Raw genomic sequence first — 20,719 nt, 5'->3', positions numbered from 1 at the left:
AAACGACCGACCCTCCCCCACACACCACCCCACACCCACCGACCCAAGCCGGCCAACACAACACCGAACCCCCGAACTCCCACATGAACGCCGTCGCCGCGCGTGGCCGCGCCCGCTCCCGGCGAGTGCATTGCTGGTCATGAACCGTCTGGCCGACTGGCTAGCGGGACCAGACGGCGTACCTCCACGTGCCTGCCACTCACGAAGACGCCAAAGTGGGAAAAACAGGCCTGTTGGAAGGGAGCATCCGCCCGTGGGGATACCGAGTTCGCTTCGCTTCGCGAGAACAGGCACAGACACAGGGTGCCGCCGGCCAAGGGGCCCCCGATTGCGTACCACAGCGGTCACGGTCGCGCTCGCCGCGGCAGCTGCGGGCTTTCCCGCCTCCCGCCCGTCGGACCGCACCGGGGCTCCCCACGTGGCGGAGGACCGGCACCTGGCATCCGCTGTGATCGCGGTGAACCACGCCTACCAAATACCCGATCCGCTGCCGACCGCAGAACCGGGCACGCTGATCGCGGCTACAGACCATGGTCCTGATGCGCGGCTGGAGAGCGCGCGGCGCTGGACGGTGCTGTACCACTCCACCAACGCACGCGGCGCGAACGTTGCCGTCAGCGGCACCGTGCTGCTGCCGTCTGGACGCGCTCCCCAGGGAGGGTGGCCGGTGGTGTCCTGGTCGCATGGAACGACCGGCGTGGCCGACGCCTGCGCACCCTCGCAGTCGGCGAACCTGGGCTCGGAAGCCTTCGCTCAGGAACTGCGCGCGCTCCTACGCGCCGGGTACGCGGTCGCTGCCTCGGACTACCCCGGACTGGGCACCCCGGGCCCGCACACCTATCTCGTCGGCGCGGACGAGGGCAATGCCGTGGTCGACATCGTCACCGCGGCTCGCCGGCTGATACCCTGCCTGGCGCCGGTGTGGTTCGCGGTCGGGCACTCACAAGGGGGTCAGGCCGCGCTGTTCGCCACCCATACCACGCGCCGGACGGGCGCCCAGCGGCTTGGCGCGGCGGTGGCCGTCGCCCCGGCCAGCCACCTGGAGGCCATGCTCGCGGGGGTGAAGGCCTCCCATGTGCCCAGCGAGCTGTCCTTCGCTTTCTACTCGCTCGTCGGCCTGGCCGCCACGGAGCCCGGTGGCCCTGCGACGGATCTGCGTTCGCTGCTCGGGTCCTCGGCAGCCGCTACGGCCTCCCGGGTCGTCGCCGACTGCGTGACGCACAGCCATCCCGTGCTCAAGGGGGTGAACACCGAGCGGATGCTGCCGCTGAAAGGGGATCAGCTGCGGCGCATAGGTGAGCGGATGGGCGCCTACGGCGATCCGGACCGCTCCGCCATCACCGTCCCCACCCTGGTCATCCAGGGTGACGCCGACCAGGATGTGCCGCCTGCCTGGACCGACGAGGTCGTGGCCCGCCTGCGTCGCCTGGGCTCCCCCTCACTGGTCTATCGCGTCTACCCCGGTGCGGGCCACGATCAGGTCCTGGGCCAGTCCGTCTGCGATCTCCTGGCTTTCCTCCACGCCCACGGCGGGGCCCGCCCCGGTGCCTGCACCCCGTTCCCGAGCAGACATGGCTGAACCGGTCGGGCTCTGTTTCGGTGTCGAACCAACCGCAACGTTCGACCGCGCCTTCGCCACAGGCGCGTGAAGACTGCCCCGGCGCCCTCGCCTGTCCACGGGCAGCGGCCGCACGGACGCACTCCGACCACACCCGCATCGCCCGGCGCGGCGAAGGCGCGGTCATGGACTTTCAGCCGGTGTGGGTGGTGGCCGCCGCGATGCTGTTCATGACGACGTCATGGCTGGTCAGGGGCCTGCCACGCCAGTTCATCGAGATGTGCGCGGGTACGGCAGCCGCCGCTCCGGTCCGCGGCGATCAGCATCGAGGGTGGCGCACGGGCAGTCGTGCCGACCCACCGCTGCCACCGGCGGCGGAGAACCTCCACCGCGCCGTGCCGTGCTTACACGCGACGCTGACCAGCCGGTATGCACGGCGAGGTCGCAGATTGCGAGGGTGGTCTTCCGACGGGGCCGGGGTGCGCCACCGTGGTCGGCCCGGCTACCCGCTGGAAACAGCGGAGACATGTGCCAGAGTGGAGGCACCGAAACGGCGCGGTCAGCGCGCGGACGAGACAGGAGAGGGCGACCTGTCATGTCCATCCATTTCGATCCCGACAGTGCGGCGACGACCCAGTCCGTCTCCGTCGACCGGCGGGGCGAGGAGTACGCGGACCTGTTCGGACAGGCCCCGGTGATCTTTGCTGCGCTCAGTGGCCCGAGACACCTGCTGGAAGCAGCGAACTCGGCATTCTTCGAAACCCTCGGGTGCGACCACGGGCGCCTCGGCGAGCCCGTCGGAGACGTGATTCCGGAATTGGCTCCGCAGGGCGTCCTCGACCGGCTCGATGCGGTCTACCGCACCGGCGTCGCGTACCGGGCCAGGGACGGGCGGCTCCTGCTGAGCAGGCCGGGCATGCAGCGGGAAGGGTTCTTCGACTTCACCTACGAGCCCCGCCGGGACACCGCCGGCCGGATCGACGGGGTCGTGGTGATCGCGGTCGAAACCACCGCGTACCACCACGCGCATCTCCTGGCCGCCGAGCAGCGCGTGCTGCTGGAACAGATAGCACGTGACGCCCCGCTGGACGAGATCCTCCGGGGCATGGCCATGGCGATCGAGGAGCTCTGCCCGGACATGCTCGTCTCGGTACTGCTCGTCGATCCCGGCGGACAGCGCCTGCGGCACGGCACCGGCCCGCGCCTGCCCGACTTCTACAACGAGGCGGTCGACGGGGCACCCATCGGCGAGGGCGTCGGCTCGTGCGGCACGACCGCCTTCCGGCGCGAACCAGTGATCGTCACGGACATCGCCACCGATCCCCTGTGGAAGGACTACCGCGACCTGGCGCTGAGGGCCGGGCTCGCGGCGTGCTGGTCCACACCCATCCAGGACGCGGACGGCCGACTGCTGGGCACCTTCGCGATGTACCACCGCACCCCCAAAGCTCCCCAGGACAAGGACATGGCGCTCAGCGCCTCCTTCACCCGCATAGCCGCACTGGCCATCGAACGCCATGCCACGGTGGAGGCACGCCACGCCGCCCAGGAACGCGAGAAGGCCGCCCGAGAGGATCTGGCCTTCCTGTTGGAGGCCAGCACCGCCATCACGGGCGAGACACACTATTCGGACAGCCTCCAGTGCATGGCCCGGCTGAGCGTCCCGGCCCTGGCGCAGCTGTGTGCTGTCCACGTATCCGAGTGCGGCCAGACCCAGCGCATCGCCGTCGCGGCGTCGACCTCGGAGGGGCAGAAGCTCCTTTCCTCCCCCGCGCTGTGCGACGAGGTGGACGCCGCTGTCGCCCGCGTTCTTGCCTCCGGCGCCACCGAGTGCGCCCACGCAAACGGCCTGCGCGCCCAGCTCGGCGTCAGGGACTACGTGTGCGTGCCGCTGACCACCCGGGGCCGCACCTTCGGAGCGCTGACTCTCCTGGCCACCGACCTGCCCCTGGACGAACGCAAGATCGCCCTGGCCCAGGAACTCGCCCGCCGGGCTGCTTCGAGTGCCGACAACGCCCATCAGTTCACTGACCGCGTCCGGCTTTCCCACGATCTTCAGGCAGGCCTGCTGCCCCCCGAGATACCCAGGATTCCCGGCGCCACCCTGGCAGCCTCGTACCATCCGGCCGGAGAGGGCCTCGAGGTCGGCGGCGACTTCTACGACGTCTTCCCGCTGCCCGCCGACCGTTGGGCACTCATGATCGGCGATGTCTCCGGACGCGGCGCGCTGGCAGCCACCACCACCGCAATGGTCCGCCACACCGCACGCGCCGCCGCCCGCCTGCTCAACGAACCGGTGGCCGTGGTCACCGCCATCAACGACGCGCTGACGGTGAACACCGCCGCCGATGACGACCAGTTCGTCTCGCTCGTCTACGGCGAGCTGCGGCACTCCGCGTCGCACCTCACGCTCAACCTGATCCGAGCGGGCCACGTACCGCCGCTCGTCCGCCGCGCCGACGGCAGGGTCGTAGAACTCACGGAACCAGGCCTGCTGTTGGGTATCGGTCCTGACCCCGGCTTCTGCCCGTGCTGCATCGACCTGTACCCCGGCGACAGCCTCGTCCTGGTCACCGACGGCATCACCGAGGCCCGTTCCGCCGACGGCGAGTTCTTCGGCGAGGAGCGCTTGGCAGACGCGCTCGTCGCCGTCCGGACCGCGACGCCCACAGCCACTGCCGTCGTCGAGTCCATCACCACCGCAGTCACCGCGTTCGCAGGCAATGCCACCCTCGACGACCAGGCCGCACTCGTGGTTACCGCCATCTGAATGGTCCCGATGGCGGCGCGCAACATGCTTGGACACCTGTGATGTCCGGCCTGCTGCGTAGCGACAGCATCCCGAGGGCATCCCTCGGGATGGCGGGTCTTGCTGGTGCCGGCCCAGCTTGGGTGCGTACACCTACGTCGCACCGACGCCCGCGCGGTGGCACTACCGGCGTGTCTGGTCCTCAGCCGGACGCTGCTGCCCATCGACCACTGCATGAACATCCCGACCTCTTCGGCCTTTTCAACGGTGCAGGGGGCCGCTCAACCGTCGTCAGCATCGACTACCTCCGCAGCCCCACGGAACCGGGCGTCACGGCCGCCGACACCCAGCGCAGGTTGACAACTCGTGCTGCCGTGAGCACCCCCGCTGGGCCAGGCCAGGGTGTGCACCCGACTGGGCCTGGACCCTTGCCACCGCCGCCGAGCCGCCGGCAGCCGCGACTGCCACTGCCACTGCCACTGCCACTGCCACTGCCACTGCCACTGCCACTGCGACGAACAGCGCCTTCGCAGCCGTTTCGGTGGTGGAGAGTCAACCTGACAAGTGACAACCGCATCGAACAGGCCGCGGACGGCCCGGTTCCCTAGCCCCACCGCCCGAGCCGCACGCAGCTGCACTGAGCCGCATGATCGGCCGAATGCCGCGCCCCATTGTCTGCACACTGGCCGCGGCAGCCGTCCCGCTGGCCGTGCACCTCACCACACCCATGGCGACGAACGCGCTCTCGCCTCCGCCAGCACCGCCGGATCCGAGGCTCCCCTCGAATTCCCACCCGGAGAAGGTCTCGGCGCGGTGGCGCACCCTGCGCCCTCTGCGCACCCGACTGCGCCTGCCCGAGGACTTCGGTATTCGCGACTGGAGGCACAACAAGATGGCGAATGATCTGGAGGCCGGGGAGCTCCCCCTCGAGGTCTCCGCCAGCGTCCGCCCCCCAGCGGTCGCATTTCGATCGGCCCCCGGTCGGGCGTGAGCGATTGCGGTCTTGGTAACACCAACTTAACGTCCGAGGAGTCGGGTTCTTCCGATAACGCCGATATCAACTTGTATGTCGGCTTCCCCTGTTATGTCATCGAACGGAGCATTCATGTCGGTAATGACCGGTACTCCGCCTCTGCAGCAGTTCGGCCAGCAGATGGGCGGTCCGCAGCAGCAGATCGGCCAGGTTGTCCAGCAGGCGATCCAGCAGGCGTGTCAGCAGGCGAGCCAGCAGATCGCGCAGCGGATGCAGCAGACGCTGCAGCAGATCCAGCAGGTCCAGCAGCAGCTTCAGCAGCAGGGCCTGGCCCACCAGGCACACCCGTACCTGGCTCTCGCGCTGCACCACACGCTGCAGCAGGGCGTGCGCAGCGCGGTGGAGCAGTCCGTGCAGCAGGCGCTGCCGACCGCGATCGTGACGCTGCTCCAGCAGAGCCAGCAGGGCCAGCAGGGCCAGCAGCCGTGGGGTGGTGGCTTCGGCCAGCAGTTCCCGCAGTACCAGCAGCCCGGCTTCGGCTACGGCCAGATGGGTCAGCCCTTCGGCATGGGCTGACCGTAGGCGGCAGCGCGATGCGGTGTGTCCCGGAGTCGTTCCCGGGCACACCGCATCACCGTGGAAGCGCGGGCCGCCGTTGCCCACAGGAGCACACACAGGACGTAGGCGTGGTGAAGGTGGAGGCAATGGTCAAGGAAAGGCCCGGGAACAACCGGGAGAGCGGATCCGAAGGCGTGCAGCCGAACGGGTCGGTACCCGAGGGCAAAGCGGCGGGGCCACGCAAGGAAGGTGCTCGCTCACCGCGGACGGTTCAGCCGCGCCGGGAACGGTACCTGGTGGCACCGCTTCCGAAGCATCTGCTCCCGCCAGGGGTGCCCGAACTCGGCATGGACGCGGTGTGTGACCGGCTGGAGCAGATGCCCGAGGTCAAGGTGATCCGCAGACTCCGGCCCTCTGCAAAGGCCCAGTCGTCCGGCCTTCAACCCTCCTGCCCCGAGATCGCGGTCGTAGAGGCAGCCGAGGCTCTGATCCCGATGATGCGGTCGCTGCACGTGCACATCGAGCCGGACCTGCCGTTGGCCGGAACCGGACCGGCCACCGTGCCGACCGCGGGGATTCTGCCGCTGCACGATCCGGGGCTGGTCATGCAAATGGAGCAACCCGAGGACATCTCGCTGCGCGTGTGTGGCCCGGACGGCGAACCGCTGGCCGGCGCCGGGGTGTTCCTGATCGGAGCTACCTGGCCGAGCCAGGGAGTCACCGGGGCGGACGGGACGGTCTCCATCGCTCCGGCCACGGAGACCGCTCGCTCCATTCAATCCCTGTACGTCCGGCCCGCAGGCGGGTACACGGACCGCTGGATCCATCGCCCCGACCTGTCCGCGGCCGGGGAGAACGTCATCACCCTCACTCCACTCACGCAGGTGTACCCGGAGTTGGAGGAACGGCAAGGTTACGGCTGGGGCCAGCAGGCCATGCGGCTGGATCGGCTGCCCCCGACGTTCCGCGCCTTCGGCGTCAAGGTCGCCCTCATCGGCTCGGGTGTCAGTGCCGAGCACCCCGACCTGAAGCAACGCGTGCACTCCGGGGTCGATCTGGTACGCGGCACGGACGAAGACTGGGCACGTGACGTGACAGGCGCCGGGACACATGCGGCGGGGATCATCGCCGGGGCGGACACCGGCAAAGGCGTCATCGGCATCGCGGTCGACGCCGAGATCGAGGTCTGCAAGGTCATGCCGGACGGGCATTTCAGCGACCTCATCGCGGCCCTCGACCGTTGCATGGAACGCGAGATCGACATCGCCCACATCGCGGTGGCCGTCCCGTACCCGTCGGCGCTGGTCTCCCGCAAACTCGCCGACGCTTACGCGGCCGGGATCGCCTGCGTCGCCCCGGCGGGCGACACGGCCGGGCCGGTCGCCTTCCCGGGCTCGCTGCCCACCGTGTTCGCCGTGGGCGCACTGGGAGTCTTCGGCTCATATCCGCAGGAGACATCCCAAGCCAGCCATTCTGGGGCACAGTTGACCCCGGAAGGGCTGTTCGCCGCGCCGTTCAGCTGCTACGGCCCGGGAGTGGACGCCGCCGCCCCCGGTGTGGCGGTCATCTCCTGCTCGCCGGAGGGCGGCTACACGGCCCTCGACGGAACCGGCACGGCATCGGCCCATGTCGCCGGCCTTGCCGCCCTCGTTCTCGCTCACCACGAGGACTTCCACGGCCAGTTGCTGCCCCGCGGACCCGGCCGTGTCCACCATCTGTTCGAGATCATCGCCGCCAGCTGCCGCCGACTCGCCGCCCCGGGCACCGTGGAGGCGGCCCGGGTCGGACACGGCCTGCCCGACGCCCTGGTCGCCCTAGGGCTGGCCCCCGGAGTGCAACTTGCCCCTGCACTGTCGCCCTACGCCCCGTCCATGGCCGGTTGAACCAGCCCGCGCGGCCAGCTCACACAACGGCACCCGCCTTCCTTGAAGGACGGGTGCCGTTCGGCTTGTCGCGATGGGGATCCTTAACCACGCCGAGACCGTCGACCAGCGCACCAAAGCCGCTGATGAGAAGTCGTGCTCCACAACGACACGGCGAACCGGGCCGCTTACGAAGAGGCCAACGGCACGCTCCTCGATCGTGCTGACCCCCTGGTCGCCGTCCGGAATGGCGAACCGCCGTCCGGCAAGGGCGGCGGCACTACGGACACCGAGTCCGGCCATAAGCCGGATCCCTGGTCACGGACCGAACGCTCCTCCGCGAAGTTCGCCCGGAAGGCGAGATCCATCAATTCGGTCTGCCCTCCTCGCGTCTTGGCGAAATGAACGAGACGCTGTATCTCGAAGGTGTTGCCGAAGACGCGTCCGCCGATGCGGGGAAGCCCAGTCCCACGGCTCGTGCCATGGCCGCAGCCTGCTCTTCCCTGGCGACCTGCTGCTCACGGGTGCGCCCGTACTGTGCCGCGACCGCATCGATGATCGGCACCGTGCCGTTTTCCGCCTGGAGGTTCAGCCCCAAGGACCGGTGCATCACATCCACCTGGGCCCGTGAGCAAAGGCAGCGAGACCTTGATCGAAGCAAGCCTTCGCGACATCGCACCAGGGGATTCGGCGACCCGGCGAATCGGATGGTCGACCGGTCACCACTGATAGGCGACCGAACATCTACGAGCGGCATAGAGCGATCACCCCGATCACCCCACCTCGCACCGATCCGTTGGTCCAGACTAGTCATCATTGACATGAACACGGTCTAGACTTCTGAATACGCCGCACACGACACGCCCCCACAGCCAAGGAAGGCCTTCACATGGTCAGATCTGGTACGGAAGTCACCCGGCACCGCCCCCTGTTGACACTGCTCGCCCTGCTCGCGCTGGTATTCGTCCTTCAGGCGACCCCAGCGCACACCGCTCAGGCCGCCACCCCCTTCAAGGTGCTTGCCTTCTACGACGGCACCTACGACGCAGCGCACATCAGCTTCGACCACGAGGCCAACACGTGGTTCCCACAAGCCGGTTCGCAGAACGGGTTCACGTACACGTCGACCACGGACTGGAACCAGCTCAACACCGCGAACCTGGCCAACTACCAGGTGGTGATGTTCCTCGACGACTACCCGCACACCGCAGCGCAGCAGTCCGCCTTCCAGACGTACGTGTCCAACGGCGGCGGCTTCATCGGCTTCCACGTCTCGGCGTACAACGACGACACGAGTGACTGGCCCTGGTACCACAACACCTTCCTGGGCACCGGCACGTTCAAGAGCAACTCCTGGGGGCCGACCTCGGAGACGCTCAAGATCGAAGACTCCGGCCACCCGGCCACGGCCGGCCTGCCGGCCGTCATCACGTCATCGGTCAGCGAGTGGTACAGCTGGCAGAACGACCTGCGGCAGAACCCCGACATCGACGTCCTGGCGTCGATGGATCCGTCCACCTTCCCGATCGGCACCGACCCCAACCAGACCTGGTACAGCGGCTATTACCCCATCGTGTGGTCCAACCGCCACTACAAGATGGTCTACAACAACTTCGGCCACAACGCGATGGACTACTCCACCAACACCACTCTGTCGTCGACGTTCGCGAGCGCCCAGCAGAACCAGCTCCTCCTGCAGGAGATCAAGTGGGCGGCGGGGCAGTCCGGTCCGGTCACCCCGCCCCCCACCGTTATTGGCCCGATACACGGATACGGCGGCAAGTGCGTGGACGTCGCCGGTGCGAACACGGCCAACGGCACGGCGGTTCAACTCTATGACTGCAACGGCACCAGCGCGCAGAACTGGACGGTCGGCGACGACACACTCACCGCGCTCGGCAAGTGTATGGATGTGACCGGGGCCGGCACCGCCAACGGCACCAAAGTGCAGCTGTACGACTGCAACGGCACCGGCTCGCAGGTCTGGCAACCGGGGGTGGCCGGCTCCCTGGTCAACCCGCAGTCGGGCAAATGCCTGGACGCCACCGGACCCAGTTCGGCCAACGGCACCCGGCTGCAGATCTGGTCGTGCACCCAAGCGGCCAACCAGAGCTGGACCCTGCCCTCCTGAGCCGACTCCGGCACAGGCCCGGCCGGGTTCGTCCGGCCGGGCTCCCTGCCCAGAGGCGGGCGCCTGCGCTGCCATGCGGGCACCTGGTTGAGCTCGGCGGTGAAGCCGCAGCCGGGGCATGGCGTTGTCGGCCTCGGAGCTGGTGCCGAACGGGTAACCCGGGTCGGCGATCGCCGTTTTGGCGGGGTACTCGGCTCCAGGTGCCAGCAGGACCCCGCTGTCGACGTCGATTTTCCCCGAGTCGGTGGCGAACTCGTACGGCCCGGCCGCCGTCGTCCGCACCTCCCTGGAAAGGGAATTGTTGTCGACGTCGCGGGGACATGGTTCTCCGACCCCAGCTTGCCGCGATGTGGTCGGATTCGGTCCGGTCAAGGGATTTCGAGTCGGTCACAACATTTCCGCCCGATCCGGGCGAATACGGCTCGACCTGATGTCTGCTGTTTTTGCGGTAGTTATGCGGCGCCGAGGCAAGGAGTTGTGGTCGCGGCGCGAACCACAGAAATGACGTGGCGCAGTGCTGACTGCGGGGGTGCCCCACGTGACGTGACGAGGTGTGCCGGTCCGTGGGCATCCCGTGTGCAGCACCTGGAGTCGCGGTACTCGGCGACACCGCGGAGCGCAACGGCAATGGCGCCCACGCTGAGATCGTGGTCAGGCACGACCTGGCGGCTGTCCGTCGAGACGGTTGAGTACCACGTGATGTTGTGTGCGGAAGTGTCGGCGTACTTGCCTGCGGCGTTCTGGAAGATCCGATCATCGGGAGCCATGCCGAAGCGGGCACCGTCCGACGACGCGACGTTGCTCCTGGCCCGTACACGCGCTCTGAGCCCGACCCAGGTCGCCTCATGGGAGTTTCCGCCCGATCCGGTCGTCGTCGGCCACGCCCGCGCGTTGGCCGCCGGCCGATTGACCGAGTGGGGACTGGAGCATCTGGCGCCCACCACCGAACTGATCGTCAGCGAACTGGTCACCAACGCCATCCGGTACGGCACCGGCCCGATCACCCTGCGTCTGATCCGCCACCACGTCCTGGTCTGCGAGGTTTCCGACGCCAACGACACCGTCCCGCGCCTGCGCCATGCCCGGGCCACCGACGAGGGCGGTCGAGGACTGTTCCTCGTCGCACAGCTGTCCCACCCACGAGGCACCCGCCACACGACCGGCGGCAAGATCGTCTGGGCCGAACAGGAACTGGCACCCGCGATGTCAACTACTCGGCCGTAAACGGCCGAGTAGTTCACCAGCGAGCGCACATAGCCGAGGGCCTTGATGTTCTGGGCGGTGTCGGCGGTCACCGTGTTGCCGGACTCCTCGCGTACGGCGGCCGCCTCCTTGACGGCCTTGGTCTCGGCGTCGCCCGAGGAGGCGATGAGCACGGTGAGGTGCTGTTGGGAGCCGGAGTCCTGTGCGGTCTTGTTGCCGCTGCCGTAACTCGACGAGCAGCCGATGGCACACACAGGAGGGCCGCGCAGGTGACGAGGGCCGCGGCGGTCGTACGGTTGCCCTTGGGTTCCTCCGAGGGATCGGGGTGGTGCGGGCGGCTCCACCCGGGCCGCGTGCGGTCGTGGGCCCGGGACGTGGGGATGGAGGAGGGGAAAGGTTCCTGATCTGAGACGGCGGGTCGGACACCCGGCCGCCTCAGCGTGGATGGCTACTCGCCTGCGGTGGATGCCGCCGCGGTGCTCTCGCGTACGACGAGTGCCGGCTCCAGCAGCAGGCGCTCGGGCGGCGCGTCGGGAGCTGCGATCCGTGCCAGCAGCAGCCGTACGCACTCCCGGCCGACCTCTTCCAGCGGCTGGGCGACGGAGGTCAGGGTGGGCGAGAGGATCCCGGCGGTCGGCGAGTCGTCGAAGCCGACCACGGCGACGTCCCTTCCGGGGAGGGCGCCGCGCTCCCGCAGCATCTGGTAGCAGCCGAGCGCCAGCATGTCGCTGGCCGCGATCACGGCCGTCGCGCCAGCGTCCAGGAGCGGCTTCACGGCGGCGCGCGCCGCGTCGCTGTCGTCCACGCTCTGTCCGCGCCGCCCGCGGGTCGACAGCCCGTGCCGGCGCATGGCCCGCTGCCAGCCCTCGGCGCGGTCGTCGCCGGCGCCCGAGGTGCCGCGTTCCCAGCCGAGGAAGGCGATCTTGCGATGCCCCTGGGCGACGAGATGTTCGACCGCGGTGTCCGTGCCCGAGGCGCCGTCGACGTCGACCCAGTCACCGATCTGCCGGCCCGACCACATCCGGCCGAAGCCGACGAAGGGCACCGCTCGCTTGGTGAGCCAAGCCTGCCGTGGGTCGCCACGGTCGGTACCGCTGAGCACGAAGCCGTCGACCTCGTGCTGGGCGAGCAGTTCCTCGTATCCGTCCAGGCTCGGGCCGCCGGGCGGGCAGGCGAAGAGCAGGATCCGGTACCCGGCCTCGTCCACGGCCTGCGACAGGGCGTGCAGAAAGCGGTCCAGGACGGGTTGACCGGCCGGCGCGGGCTGGATGCCGTAGCCGATCAGCTTGCTGGAACGGGTGCGCAGCGTCTGTGCGGCACGGCTGGGGCGGTAGCCCATCTCGTCGATGCCGCGTCGGACGCGCTTCAGCGTCTCGGGCCGGAGCATCTCGGGTGAATTGATCGCGTTCGACACGGTCTGCGGCGAGACCCCCGCCCGCCGGGCGACCATCGCGAGGGTCACCGGGCCGCCCTTGGCCGAGGAGATCTTGCTGGAGCGGGGCATGCGGCTCTCCGATGTACAGGGGAGATTCTGGCCTTGTTTTAGCGTTCCAAAGGCGTTGTCACGGTTCTGAGGGCTGACTTAGTGTCTTTGGAACGATCCAATGCTGAGAGGTTCTACTTCCTTGGACACCCATGTCAAGCCCCAGGACACCGACGGCCCGGTCCCGGCGCCCGCGTTGGCCGTCGCGGGCCTGCAGCCGTTCCTGCACGACGCGGTCGTCACGCTGTGCGCGCCGAGCCTCGCGATCTCACGTGCGGACGGGCAGCTCAGCGAGGGTGCGGACGGCTTCTACCACGGCGACCGCAGAGCACTGTCCCGGCTGACCGTCGCGGCCGAGGGCATCCCCCTTGCGCCGGTCCAGGGCGGATTGCGAGGAGCGGATCGCGCGGACTTCCGGGTGATCCTGCGCGGCCTCGGCGAGACCACACCGGACCCGGCCGTCGCCCTGCACCGGCGCCGCCGCCTGACGGCCGGCCGCCTGGAGGAGGTCTTCGAGGTCACCAACTCGGGTACCGAGCACGTCCGTCTGCGGATGACGGTGCGAGCCGGGACGGACCTCGCCACCATGGAGCAGGTGAAGTCCGGGCAGGTTCTGCCGGCAGTACCACCACAGGCCGTGGACACCGACGGCATCGGCCTGTCCTGGACGGGCGGCGACTTCACCGTCAGTCTGGTCAGCGAATCCGCGCCGGACGCCCTTCAGCCGACGACCGGACAACTGTCGTACGACGTCGCCCTCCAGCCAGGTGCCTCCTGGAGTGTGACGTTGACCTGCGCCGCGGCCTACGCCGACGGCGACCAGTTCCCGGCTCCGCCAGGAGACCAACTCCCCTGGCACGACCCCCTCGTTCGCAGTGCCGACCGCGGCCTCGACCGATGGCTGGAACGGTCACTCGCCGATCTGGACCGCCTGCGCCTGACGGACCCCCGCTCCCCTGCCCCGGACCGCCCGGACCAGTTCCTGGCCGCCGGCGCGCCCTGGTTCCTGACCCTGTTCGGCCGCGACTCGCTCTGGGCCGCCCGGATGCTGCTGCCCCTGGGCACCGGCCTCGCCGCCGGGACTCTTCGTACGCTCGCCCGACGTCAGGGCACCGTGACCGATCCCGCGACCGAGGAACAGCCGGGCAAGATCCTGCACGAGGTACGCAGGGACTCACTCGGGCAGGACGGCGGGCTCCACCTCCCGCCCGTGTACTACGGCACGGTCGACGCGACGCCGCTGTGGGTCACCCTTCTCCACGACGCCTGGCGCTGGGGCCTGCCCCCCGGGGATGTCGAACCGCTGCTGCCGCACGCCGAGTCGGCGCTGGCCTGGATGCGCGATCAGGCGGGAGCGAGCGGCGACGGCTTCCTGAAGTACGTCGACCACACCGGTCAGGGCCTGTCCAACCAGGGCTGGAAGGACTCGAACGACTCCATCCGCTTCCGCGACGGCCACCTCGCCTCGGCGCCGATCGCACTGTGCGAGGTCCAGGCGTATGCCTACGAGGCGGCACGCGGCGGGGCGTCACTGCTGCGGGCGTTCGGACGGGCGGGGGCCGACGAGTGGGAGGAGTGGGCCGAACGGCTCGCCGAGCGGTTCCGCAGGCGTTTCTGGGTGGAGGACGCCCACGGCCCCTATCCGGCGGTCGCCCTGGATCGCGCCGGCCGCCCGGCGGACGCGGTGACCTCGGGCCTCGGTCACCTTCTGGGCACGGGACTGCTCAACGAGGAGGAAAGCGCGCTGCTGGCCGCCCGCCTCGTCGGCCGCGACCTCGACGCCGGCCACGGTCTGCGTACGCTGAGCAGCGACTCGGTGGGCTTCAACCCCTATGGCTACCACACCGGTTCCATCTGGCCGCACGACACCGCCATCGCCGTGCACGGCCTCGTCAGGGCCGGCTTCCCGGACCCCGCCGGGTCCCTGGCGAGCGGCCTGCTGACCGCCTCGGCCGCCTGCGACGCCCGCCTCCCCGAACTCATCGCCGGTCACGGCACCGAGGCCGGCCCCGGTCCCGCCCCCTACCCGGCGTCCTGCCGCCCCCAGGCATGGGCGGCCGCCGCGTCGGTCCTGGTGCTCCAGGCTGCCCTCGGCCTCGACGCAGACGTCCCCGCCGGCAGGGTCACCGTGGCGCCCGGTTTCGCCTCGGCGTACGCACCGCTCTCAGTGACCGGTCTCCAGGTCGGCGGAGGCCGGCTGGACGTCACGGTCACGGCCGACGGAACGGTGAACGTGAGCGCGCCGCAAGGACTGACCGTGGTCGCGCCTTGATCCGCTCGCACCGTACCCGACAAGACGCTCGGCGGCCTGTGTCCATCCGACCACCGTTCCCTGATCGTCGAGCATCGCGATCGCCGAGTCGGTTGTCTCGGGAGTGTCCGGCTGTTTGCCGGGCTTCTCGTTGTCAGTGCTGGTCATCGGGCTAGTCCTCAGATGTGGGGGGCTCGGGTGCGGGCTGATGCCGGAGCGTGAGCGCTGCGGGCAGCGCTCGGACGAAGGCACTGTTATGACCTTTTCGCACCTTTCGGGTAATAGACAGGACGGTGCTCCGGTCTGTGACAGGCCCGGTGAACGACCGACTGCAGTTGCCCCACCAGCCCTGTGGTACCGACTCTGGGGCCAGTACCACAGGGCAGATATCCCGGACGGCTCGCCGCCCGGTGCGTCCACTCGGGCCGGCTCCAGTGCGCCTCAGGAGCCGCGGCGACCTCGGCCGACTTCTGCAGCACCGTCCAGTGGTTGCAGTCGAGCCTGAGGACTCGGGAGGCCCGGATGGCGCGGCCGAGCTTCTCGCCGAACTCGATCTGGCAGGCCGGATCGAGAGCCCCCAGAACACCAGGGCCGGCGCGGTCATGTTCGCCAGCGCCGGTTCCCACTCCGCGCCCATCGTCAGCGCGGAGCGGTAGAGCCTGAGAATGCTGTCCTTCATCGGTCCGTCCACGCGGCTGACCATGTCCTCTGCCAGTTCGGCGGGGACCTCGAAGCCGGCCACCAGGTCCTTGGCGAAGGACCTGGGCTCCAACTCGTCCATGAACCGGGCGCCCTCGACCGGGTCCTGCCATGTCTTGGCCAGCGGATGCCAGACGGCTGGGACCATCGCAGAGGACGGCCTGCTCACCGAACAGGTCGGTCTCGGTTTCCTCGGTGAAGGTCGTCTTGATGACGCCGGCGCGGGTGCCGCCGATGTAAGCGGGAGGGCACGCCTTTCCGCCTGCCGGGAACACGTTTGCTGTCCGGCCGTCAGCTGTGACAGGGCAGCCGGTGAATCTGGGACAGCTTCACCGGGTCCGGCGTTCAGTGGTGCATGAACAGCATGACGACCGTGCCCAAGGTCATCGATCCGTCCCAGAAACGGCCGTGAGGCTCCCTCCCGCCGGTCGTGTTGTCCATGGTGGCCGGGGCTCCCCGCAAGGGAGGCATGTCGTGGGTCAGCGACCCAAGAGCAGACGTGATCAGGTACAGGGCCGGCACTCCTGTGACCAGATCGCCGGCCGTTGACTCCCCTGCGGAGTGCGCGAGATGCGCGGCCTGTGTGCCTCGGGGACGCCTCGGGACCGGACTTCGTGCCACGGGCCCGCCATGGAGTGTGTCATCCAGGCCATCGGCCATCGCGGCCGCATACGGCAGCCTCGGTGTCGCCGCGACCGGCATCGGTTCCTGGCCGCGGCGGACAGCGGTCAGCGGGAACCACACAGCGGCGGCCGAGAACCAGGCAGTCTGCTTCCGGCAGCACGCGCCCCCCGCCCCACGGCATCACCATCATGGCCAGAACCATGACGGAGTGGAGCAGATGGTCGAATCGGCTGCGCCATCCGGACTTCCGTGGCAGGACGCCATGTCGCAGTGCATGGAGGGCCAAGCTCAACCCCGTGGAGCGAGCCGCCTACGTTCTGCGGGAAGCCTTCGACTACCCGTACCAGCGGATCGCCCGGGCAGAGGTCCGCTGGGTCGAGGCCAATGGCAGGCCGGCTGTCCTTGTCTCGTCCGATGGACGTGCGGTGGCCCTGCTGTCCGTCGACGTGTCGGCGCGGGGCATCGAGCGCATCATCTGGGTGATGAATCCGGCGAAGCTCGATCCATACGTGGCTTCACTGGACGGCTGAGGCGACCGCCGGCTCCTCATGGGAGCCCCCGGGAAAGCTGTGTGCCGGCGCCTGTCACAAGGAGGGTCGGTGGTCGGTCAACCGTCTGTCCGAAACACAGGATCTCCCTCGGGACGCGAAGGTGTGCACGGAGCTTCCGCGATGCATGGCCGCGGCTCCTTCGACGTCCTGGGGCCCGGTTCGGATGACTCGGGATTCGTCACGCGTGGCTCTCTGTTCCGCAGCCGTGCGCTTGCGCGATCCTGCGCGTTCGGTCTGACGTGTTCAGCAGTGGTATGCGTCCGTCCGTCTATGACACGTCGTGTCATTCGGAGAGGCGTGGGTCGATCTGTGAGGTGATCGTCGCCAGTTGGTGCAGGCGCTTGTAGTAGCGGAGCTCTTCCGTGTCTACAAGGAGGGGCAGGACCTTGTCGAATTCGGTGATGCAGTCGCGCAGTATCCGGAGGCGCTCCACGTCCAGGAATCCGCCGTTGTTGCGCCAGGTCGTCACGCAGCCGGCGATGTCCGCGTCCAGCATCACCAGGTCGATGCCGTCCAGTTCCGCGCCGCGCAGTCCGGCGGGGAACTTCGCATCCAGGTGCTCCTGCCACAGACGGGCTACGACGGCCTCGTATCCGCTCTCTTCGCTCATGGGGACCATCCTCCTTCACGCGCTCTTGGCTCGGACGGCGGTCAGGTGGGGAGTCGGCGGCAGCAGAACTGACCCGCACCCATGCCGGTGAAGGCGAGGAAGAACTCAGCATTGCGCTCGTAGCGGCGATGCAGGCGGCGGAGGCCGCCCAGCCAGCTCACCGTGCGCTCGAAGACGGCGCCGACCGCCTTCGACATCACCTTCGACGGCCGCCCGTCGGCGGCCCGTCAGTAGCCCCAACCACGCTGGTTACGCCGTTCGTTCGACAGACCTCCTGCCAGACAATGCCGGGCCACAACCTGCGTGCGTGATAGACGAGGCAGGCTGGAATCACGCTGCTCAGGCGGAGATGGCCGTCTGCCCTGCCGGTACGGCGGACTCCAGGGCAGGCCCCTTCGGCGTATGCCGGCCCATGAAACCATAGACCGCGCCGACCAGCAGGCATCCGCCGACGAGGTTGCCCAGCCCGACCACAGCGAGGTTGCGAGCGAAAGCGCCCGCGGTCGCACCCGGCACGTGCTCGAACATGCCGAGCGAGAAGTAGGTCATGTTGGCCACCACGTGCTCGAAGCCCGACGCTATGAACGCCAGAATGCCCCAGAAGATCAGCATGAGCTTGGCCCCGTCGGACTTGGTCCGCGCCGCCATCCACACGGCCAGGCAGACCAGAAAGTTACACAGCACACCGCGGAAGAAGAGAGCCGCGCCGGACGCCTCCGTCTTCGCTTTGATCACGCTTGCCAGCATGACGAGTGCCGGGGCGGCGTGCCCGGGGGTCGCACCGGAAGCTATGACACCGCTGCCGTGCACCAGCCAGGCGAACAGAACAGACCCGATGAGGTTGCCCACGAATGAACCCACGATCACTGCTATTGCGTTGCCGACCGTGCAGCGTCTGGTCACTATTCCCTGGACCGTGGTCATCATGTTGCTGGTCGTCAGCTCGGCACCGGCAAAGACCACCAGGGTCAGCGCCACGGCAAACACCAGCCCCTCGACGAGCTTGGTGAATGGCGACGACGCGGCCAGCAGTGGTCCGCCGACACTGAGCAGTAGCACCACCCCCACCCCGATAAAAGCGCCGCCCAGTGATGAACTGACCAAGTAGCGACCCGGATTGCGGAGGCTGCGAGCCTTGTCGGCAGCCACCTGTCCCTGCTCGACAAGAGCCTCGGATACGGGGATGGGCATGCTTTCACCTCATTTTTTAATGCTCGACTTGTTGATCTTTCTATGTTTCCTGTGCAGCGACTCTGCCCCGGCTGAGGAACCTACGGCGAAACGCCGGTCCTACCTGTGGGCCATAGCAGGCTTTCGATCCTGATCCCACTCACGACTTAAGCGATTCAACGGAATTTAAAAACCTGACAAAATAACAAAGATCCGATTCGCTACATGAGATCTAATTCGTTGCCGGTGTGCGCATCGTCACACTGCGGAATCTTTTCCGTCCGGATCCCCATGGCTCATCGACGGCCAAGGCGTCAGGATTGCACGGGCCATGTCGGGATTTGGGTCTTGTATTTGCGCATGGGGTGGCAGAGGACAGTCCCGAGACCCCGGACCGCCCTCTGGCCATTCAGCACCGGCCGCTACGGGGCGTCGCCCCCTCTTCCAGCGACTTCGCAATCTTCGCGTTAGCCGCTTCCTCGTGGCCGTCGATGCAGCCGTGATATCGACGGTGAACCACTTCCGGTGAGTTGCCGACCCGGCGGGCCACTTCGGCGATGGGCACCCCAGCCAACGACGTCCCCGCGCTCGTTGCCGAACACGCGCCCTTCCTTGGCGGTCCCGAACTCAGGTAAATGGCTCCGGAGGATGGCGACCAAGGCGGGAGGGATGGGGACCGGTCGCTGGATGTCTCCTTGGTCTTCTGGCCCCGGCGGTCTGCCGCGCCCCGGAATCGGTTCACTGCTTGCCGGAGACGGGACGCGTCTCCCGTAGCGTCAGCGTGCCCCACCCCGATTCCGGCAGGTGGCAGTCCGACAGCCGTAGCCCAACCGCCTCGGCGGACCGGAGCCCCGCGTAGTACAGGTCCACAAAGAAGGCCACCAGGTGCCGACCACGGCAGCGACCACGACCCGACGTTGGAGACGGCCGTGAGCAACTGCCGGGCTTGTACGGCGTCCACGAGGAAACGGCGGTCACCACGTCGCTGGAACCGACATGCTTCCGGCGGGCGCGCTGAAGCGGGTTCTCCAGGAGCTCCCCCACCCCACGACCACGGCGTGTTCCAGAGCGGTGTTCAAGGCGCGGCGTCGCCTCTTGTACGTGTCGCCCGCGGCCGGGATGCCGTCCAGCTTGTAGCTGAGGCGGTACAACACGTCCTCGAACACCTCGGCATCGGCCAGGTCGCCCAGTGGCCGGTCGGCCATCGTGACCCAGTCGTACACGGCCTTGAGTTCGGCCGGCGGGCTCCCCCGCGCTCGGGGCACGATCTCCCACCGGGAGGCCAGCCGAAGGGACTGATCGTCGGGGGTTCCATCCCCGCGCTTGACCATGGCGAGGGTCACGGGCGCGAGATCGTCCGCCATGCCCTCACAGTCTTGGCTGCGCTCGTACGCCACCGCCCGGCCATGTACTTTCCGGCAGAACTCGAACCACCGCACCGGCGGTTCGGCGTCCGCCGCTTCGGCTGCTTCGGCCGCCGCGCGTACCTCGGACTCAGGCAGTCCCGATTCGATTTCGAACGCTTCACCGCGCCGGTTCATGGCCTGCCACAGCTCGGACCGTCGGCTCAACACGTCGATGACGACCATGCGCGCATCGGGGGTGGCCCTCCGGCCACTGGGCGGTGGCCTCGGTGCCGGCCTGGAGGAAGGGCGGGCATTCGGTGATCAGGGTCAGACCGACGGGCGCGGGCTCTTCTCCAATGATCTTGCCCATGCGGGTCTGGAGGCGGCGCGGGGTGTCTTCCAGGGCCAGAGAGAGCACCGGACCGCCCTGGACGGGCACGGAGTCGAACGACTTGCCCCGGCCGCGACCGACAGCCCAGCCCCAGGGAAAGCCAGGACTTGCCGACCTTGGGCGGTCCGGCGAGCACGTTAACCCCTCGGCCAGGATGCCAGGCACGGCCCATTCCGGCTCGGGGAAATGCGCGGCCATGAGCTGATCAGCCGTCCATGCGGTCTGCGGGCGCTCCCGCTTGGACCGTGCCGTGGCGGCCGTCTCGGGATCGCTGGGCACGGAGTACAGGTGCGTGGTGGGCCAAAGAGTTCGCGGATGGCGGTGATCAGCGCTTGCATGGGCGCACCCTGAGCCGTGAGGTGGGGCGGCACAAGCCAGGTCAGAACCCCGAGCTGGTTACGCTTCCGCTCAGGCCGTGCAAGGTCCACAGGGCGCCCACGGCGAGCCCGACGACTGCCAGGACGGTGAACCGCCGACTTGTATGGGGGTAGCGGGACGCGGTCGGGTTGGCCGCTCGTAGCGTGCCGTAGGACGCCGGGCCGGGTGACTCGTGAACCGTC

The 20,719-nt window shown here is 68.6% G+C and carries 13 protein-coding genes and 6 pseudogenes; 10 read left to right on the top strand and 9 right to left on the bottom strand.

Annotated features, from left to right (window positions below):
• Nucleotides 1-328 precede the first annotated feature (328 nt).
• Nucleotides 329-1,579, top strand: coding sequence for an alpha/beta hydrolase (locus AB0M27_RS40375; RefSeq protein ID WP_365729903.1), 1,251 nt, complete (start codon nucleotides 329-331; stop codon nucleotides 1,577-1,579).
• 175 nt (nucleotides 1,580-1,754) lie between these two features.
• On the opposite strand, the pseudogene AB0M27_RS40370 reads toward AB0M27_RS40375, so the two are convergent.
• Nucleotides 1,755-1,850, bottom strand: a pseudogene (locus AB0M27_RS40370) (hypothetical protein); the annotation flags it as partial.
• Nucleotides 1,851-2,153: 303 nt separating this feature from the next.
• Here AB0M27_RS40370 and AB0M27_RS40365 point away from each other — a divergent pair.
• From AB0M27_RS40365 to AB0M27_RS40340, 6 genes and pseudogenes are all read left to right on the top strand, one after another.
• Nucleotides 2,154-4,328, top strand: coding sequence for a SpoIIE family protein phosphatase (locus tag AB0M27_RS40365; protein WP_365729902.1), 2,175 nt, complete (start codon nucleotides 2,154-2,156; stop codon nucleotides 4,326-4,328).
• A 1,084-nt stretch (nucleotides 4,329-5,412) separates the two neighbouring features.
• Nucleotides 5,413-5,856 carry a hypothetical protein gene (locus AB0M27_RS40360; protein ID WP_365729900.1) on the top strand — a complete coding sequence of 148 codons (444 nt, stop codon included), beginning with the start codon at nucleotides 5,413-5,415 and terminating at the stop codon, nucleotides 5,854-5,856.
• A gap of 278 nt (nucleotides 5,857-6,134) precedes the next feature.
• Nucleotides 6,135-7,721, top strand: coding sequence for a S8 family serine peptidase (locus tag AB0M27_RS40355; protein ID WP_365729898.1), 1,587 nt, complete (start codon nucleotides 6,135-6,137; stop codon nucleotides 7,719-7,721).
• Nucleotides 7,722-7,809: 88 nt separating this feature from the next.
• Nucleotides 7,810-7,991 (top strand): annotated as a pseudogene (locus AB0M27_RS40350) (hypothetical protein); the annotation flags it as partial.
• Between the two features lie 598 nt (nucleotides 7,992-8,589).
• A complete protein-coding gene (locus AB0M27_RS40345; protein WP_365729896.1) occupies nucleotides 8,590-9,831 on the top strand; it encodes a ThuA domain-containing protein in 1,242 nt (413 codons plus the stop codon).
• Between the two features lie 780 nt (nucleotides 9,832-10,611).
• Nucleotides 10,612-11,055, top strand: a pseudogene (locus AB0M27_RS40340) (ATP-binding protein); the annotation flags it as partial.
• Nucleotides 11,056-11,482: 427 nt separating this feature from the next.
• On the opposite strand, the gene AB0M27_RS40335 reads toward AB0M27_RS40340, so the two are convergent.
• The gene (locus AB0M27_RS40335) at nucleotides 11,483-12,538 is read right to left on the bottom strand and encodes a LacI family DNA-binding transcriptional regulator (RefSeq protein WP_365729894.1); all 1,056 of its coding nucleotides are present in this window, start codon (nucleotides 12,536-12,538) and stop codon (nucleotides 11,483-11,485) included.
• Nucleotides 12,539-12,659: 121 nt separating this feature from the next.
• On the opposite strand from AB0M27_RS40335, the gene AB0M27_RS40330 reads away from it, so the two are divergent.
• Together AB0M27_RS40330 and AB0M27_RS40325 are read left to right on the top strand one after the other, a co-directional pair.
• Nucleotides 12,660-14,789 carry a glycogen debranching N-terminal domain-containing protein gene (locus tag AB0M27_RS40330; protein ID WP_365729892.1) on the top strand — a complete coding sequence of 710 codons (2,130 nt, stop codon included), beginning with the start codon at nucleotides 12,660-12,662 and terminating at the stop codon, nucleotides 14,787-14,789.
• 464 nt (nucleotides 14,790-15,253) lie between these two features.
• Nucleotides 15,254-15,424, top strand: coding sequence for a hypothetical protein (locus tag AB0M27_RS40325; RefSeq protein WP_365729905.1), 171 nt, complete (start codon nucleotides 15,254-15,256; stop codon nucleotides 15,422-15,424).
• A gap of 162 nt (nucleotides 15,425-15,586) precedes the next feature.
• Here the strand turns inward: AB0M27_RS40325 and AB0M27_RS40320 are convergent.
• Nucleotides 15,587-15,703 (bottom strand): annotated as a pseudogene (locus tag AB0M27_RS40320) (ketol-acid reductoisomerase); the annotation flags it as partial.
• Between the two features lie 672 nt (nucleotides 15,704-16,375).
• Between AB0M27_RS40320 and AB0M27_RS40315 the strand changes: the two are divergent.
• Nucleotides 16,376-16,621, top strand: a pseudogene (locus AB0M27_RS40315) (RNA polymerase subunit sigma-24); the annotation flags it as partial.
• Nucleotides 16,622-16,925: 304 nt separating this feature from the next.
• Here AB0M27_RS40315 and AB0M27_RS40310 read toward each other — a convergent pair.
• The 6 genes and pseudogenes from AB0M27_RS40310 to AB0M27_RS40285 all read right to left on the bottom strand — a co-directional run.
• Nucleotides 16,926-17,252, bottom strand: a complete 327-nt coding sequence (locus AB0M27_RS40310) for a hypothetical protein (RefSeq protein WP_365729890.1) — start codon at nucleotides 17,250-17,252, stop codon at nucleotides 16,926-16,928.
• Between the two features lie 41 nt (nucleotides 17,253-17,293).
• A pseudogene (locus tag AB0M27_RS40305) lies at nucleotides 17,294-17,428 on the bottom strand (IS5/IS1182 family transposase); the annotation flags it as partial.
• A gap of 163 nt (nucleotides 17,429-17,591) precedes the next feature.
• A complete protein-coding gene (locus tag AB0M27_RS40300; RefSeq protein ID WP_365729889.1) occupies nucleotides 17,592-18,443 on the bottom strand; it encodes a formate/nitrite transporter family protein in 852 nt (283 codons plus the stop codon).
• Between the two features lie 717 nt (nucleotides 18,444-19,160).
• Entirely contained in the window at nucleotides 19,161-19,304 is a 144-nt protein-coding gene (locus tag AB0M27_RS40295) for a hypothetical protein (RefSeq protein ID WP_365729887.1), read from the bottom strand.
• 92 nt (nucleotides 19,305-19,396) lie between these two features.
• Nucleotides 19,397-20,011, bottom strand: a complete 615-nt coding sequence (locus AB0M27_RS40290; protein ID WP_365729885.1) for a hypothetical protein — start codon at nucleotides 20,009-20,011, stop codon at nucleotides 19,397-19,399.
• A gap of 527 nt (nucleotides 20,012-20,538) precedes the next feature.
• On the bottom strand, nucleotides 20,539-20,719 hold a 181-nt coding region (locus AB0M27_RS40285; protein ID WP_365729883.1), incomplete at its 5' end, for a hypothetical protein.

This window comes from Streptomyces sp. NPDC052107 (assembly GCF_040680215.1).
Lineage (GTDB): Bacteria > Actinomycetota > Actinomycetes > Streptomycetales > Streptomycetaceae > Streptomyces.
The sequence above is the reverse complement of the archived record's forward strand: the minus strand, read 5'-3'. Positions and strand labels throughout refer to the sequence as shown.

Coding starts and splice junctions, on each gene's coding strand:
- AB0M27_RS40290 (WP_365729885.1), bottom strand. CDS start 20,011: ATGGTCGTCATCGACGTGTTGAGCCGACGGTCCGAGCTGTGGCAGGCC.
- AB0M27_RS40335 (WP_365729894.1), bottom strand. CDS start 12,538: ATGCCCCGCTCCAGCAAGATCTCCTCGGCCAAGGGCGGCCCGGTGACC.
- AB0M27_RS40300 (WP_365729889.1), bottom strand. CDS start 18,443: ATGCCCATCCCCGTATCCGAGGCTCTTGTCGAGCAGGGACAGGTGGCT.
- AB0M27_RS40345 (WP_365729896.1), top strand. CDS start 8,590: ATGGTCAGATCTGGTACGGAAGTCACCCGGCACCGCCCCCTGTTGACA.
- AB0M27_RS40365 (WP_365729902.1), top strand. CDS start 2,154: ATGTCCATCCATTTCGATCCCGACAGTGCGGCGACGACCCAGTCCGTC.
- AB0M27_RS40360 (WP_365729900.1), top strand. CDS start 5,413: ATGTCGGTAATGACCGGTACTCCGCCTCTGCAGCAGTTCGGCCAGCAG.
- AB0M27_RS40310 (WP_365729890.1), bottom strand. CDS start 17,252: ATGAGCGAAGAGAGCGGATACGAGGCCGTCGTAGCCCGTCTGTGGCAG.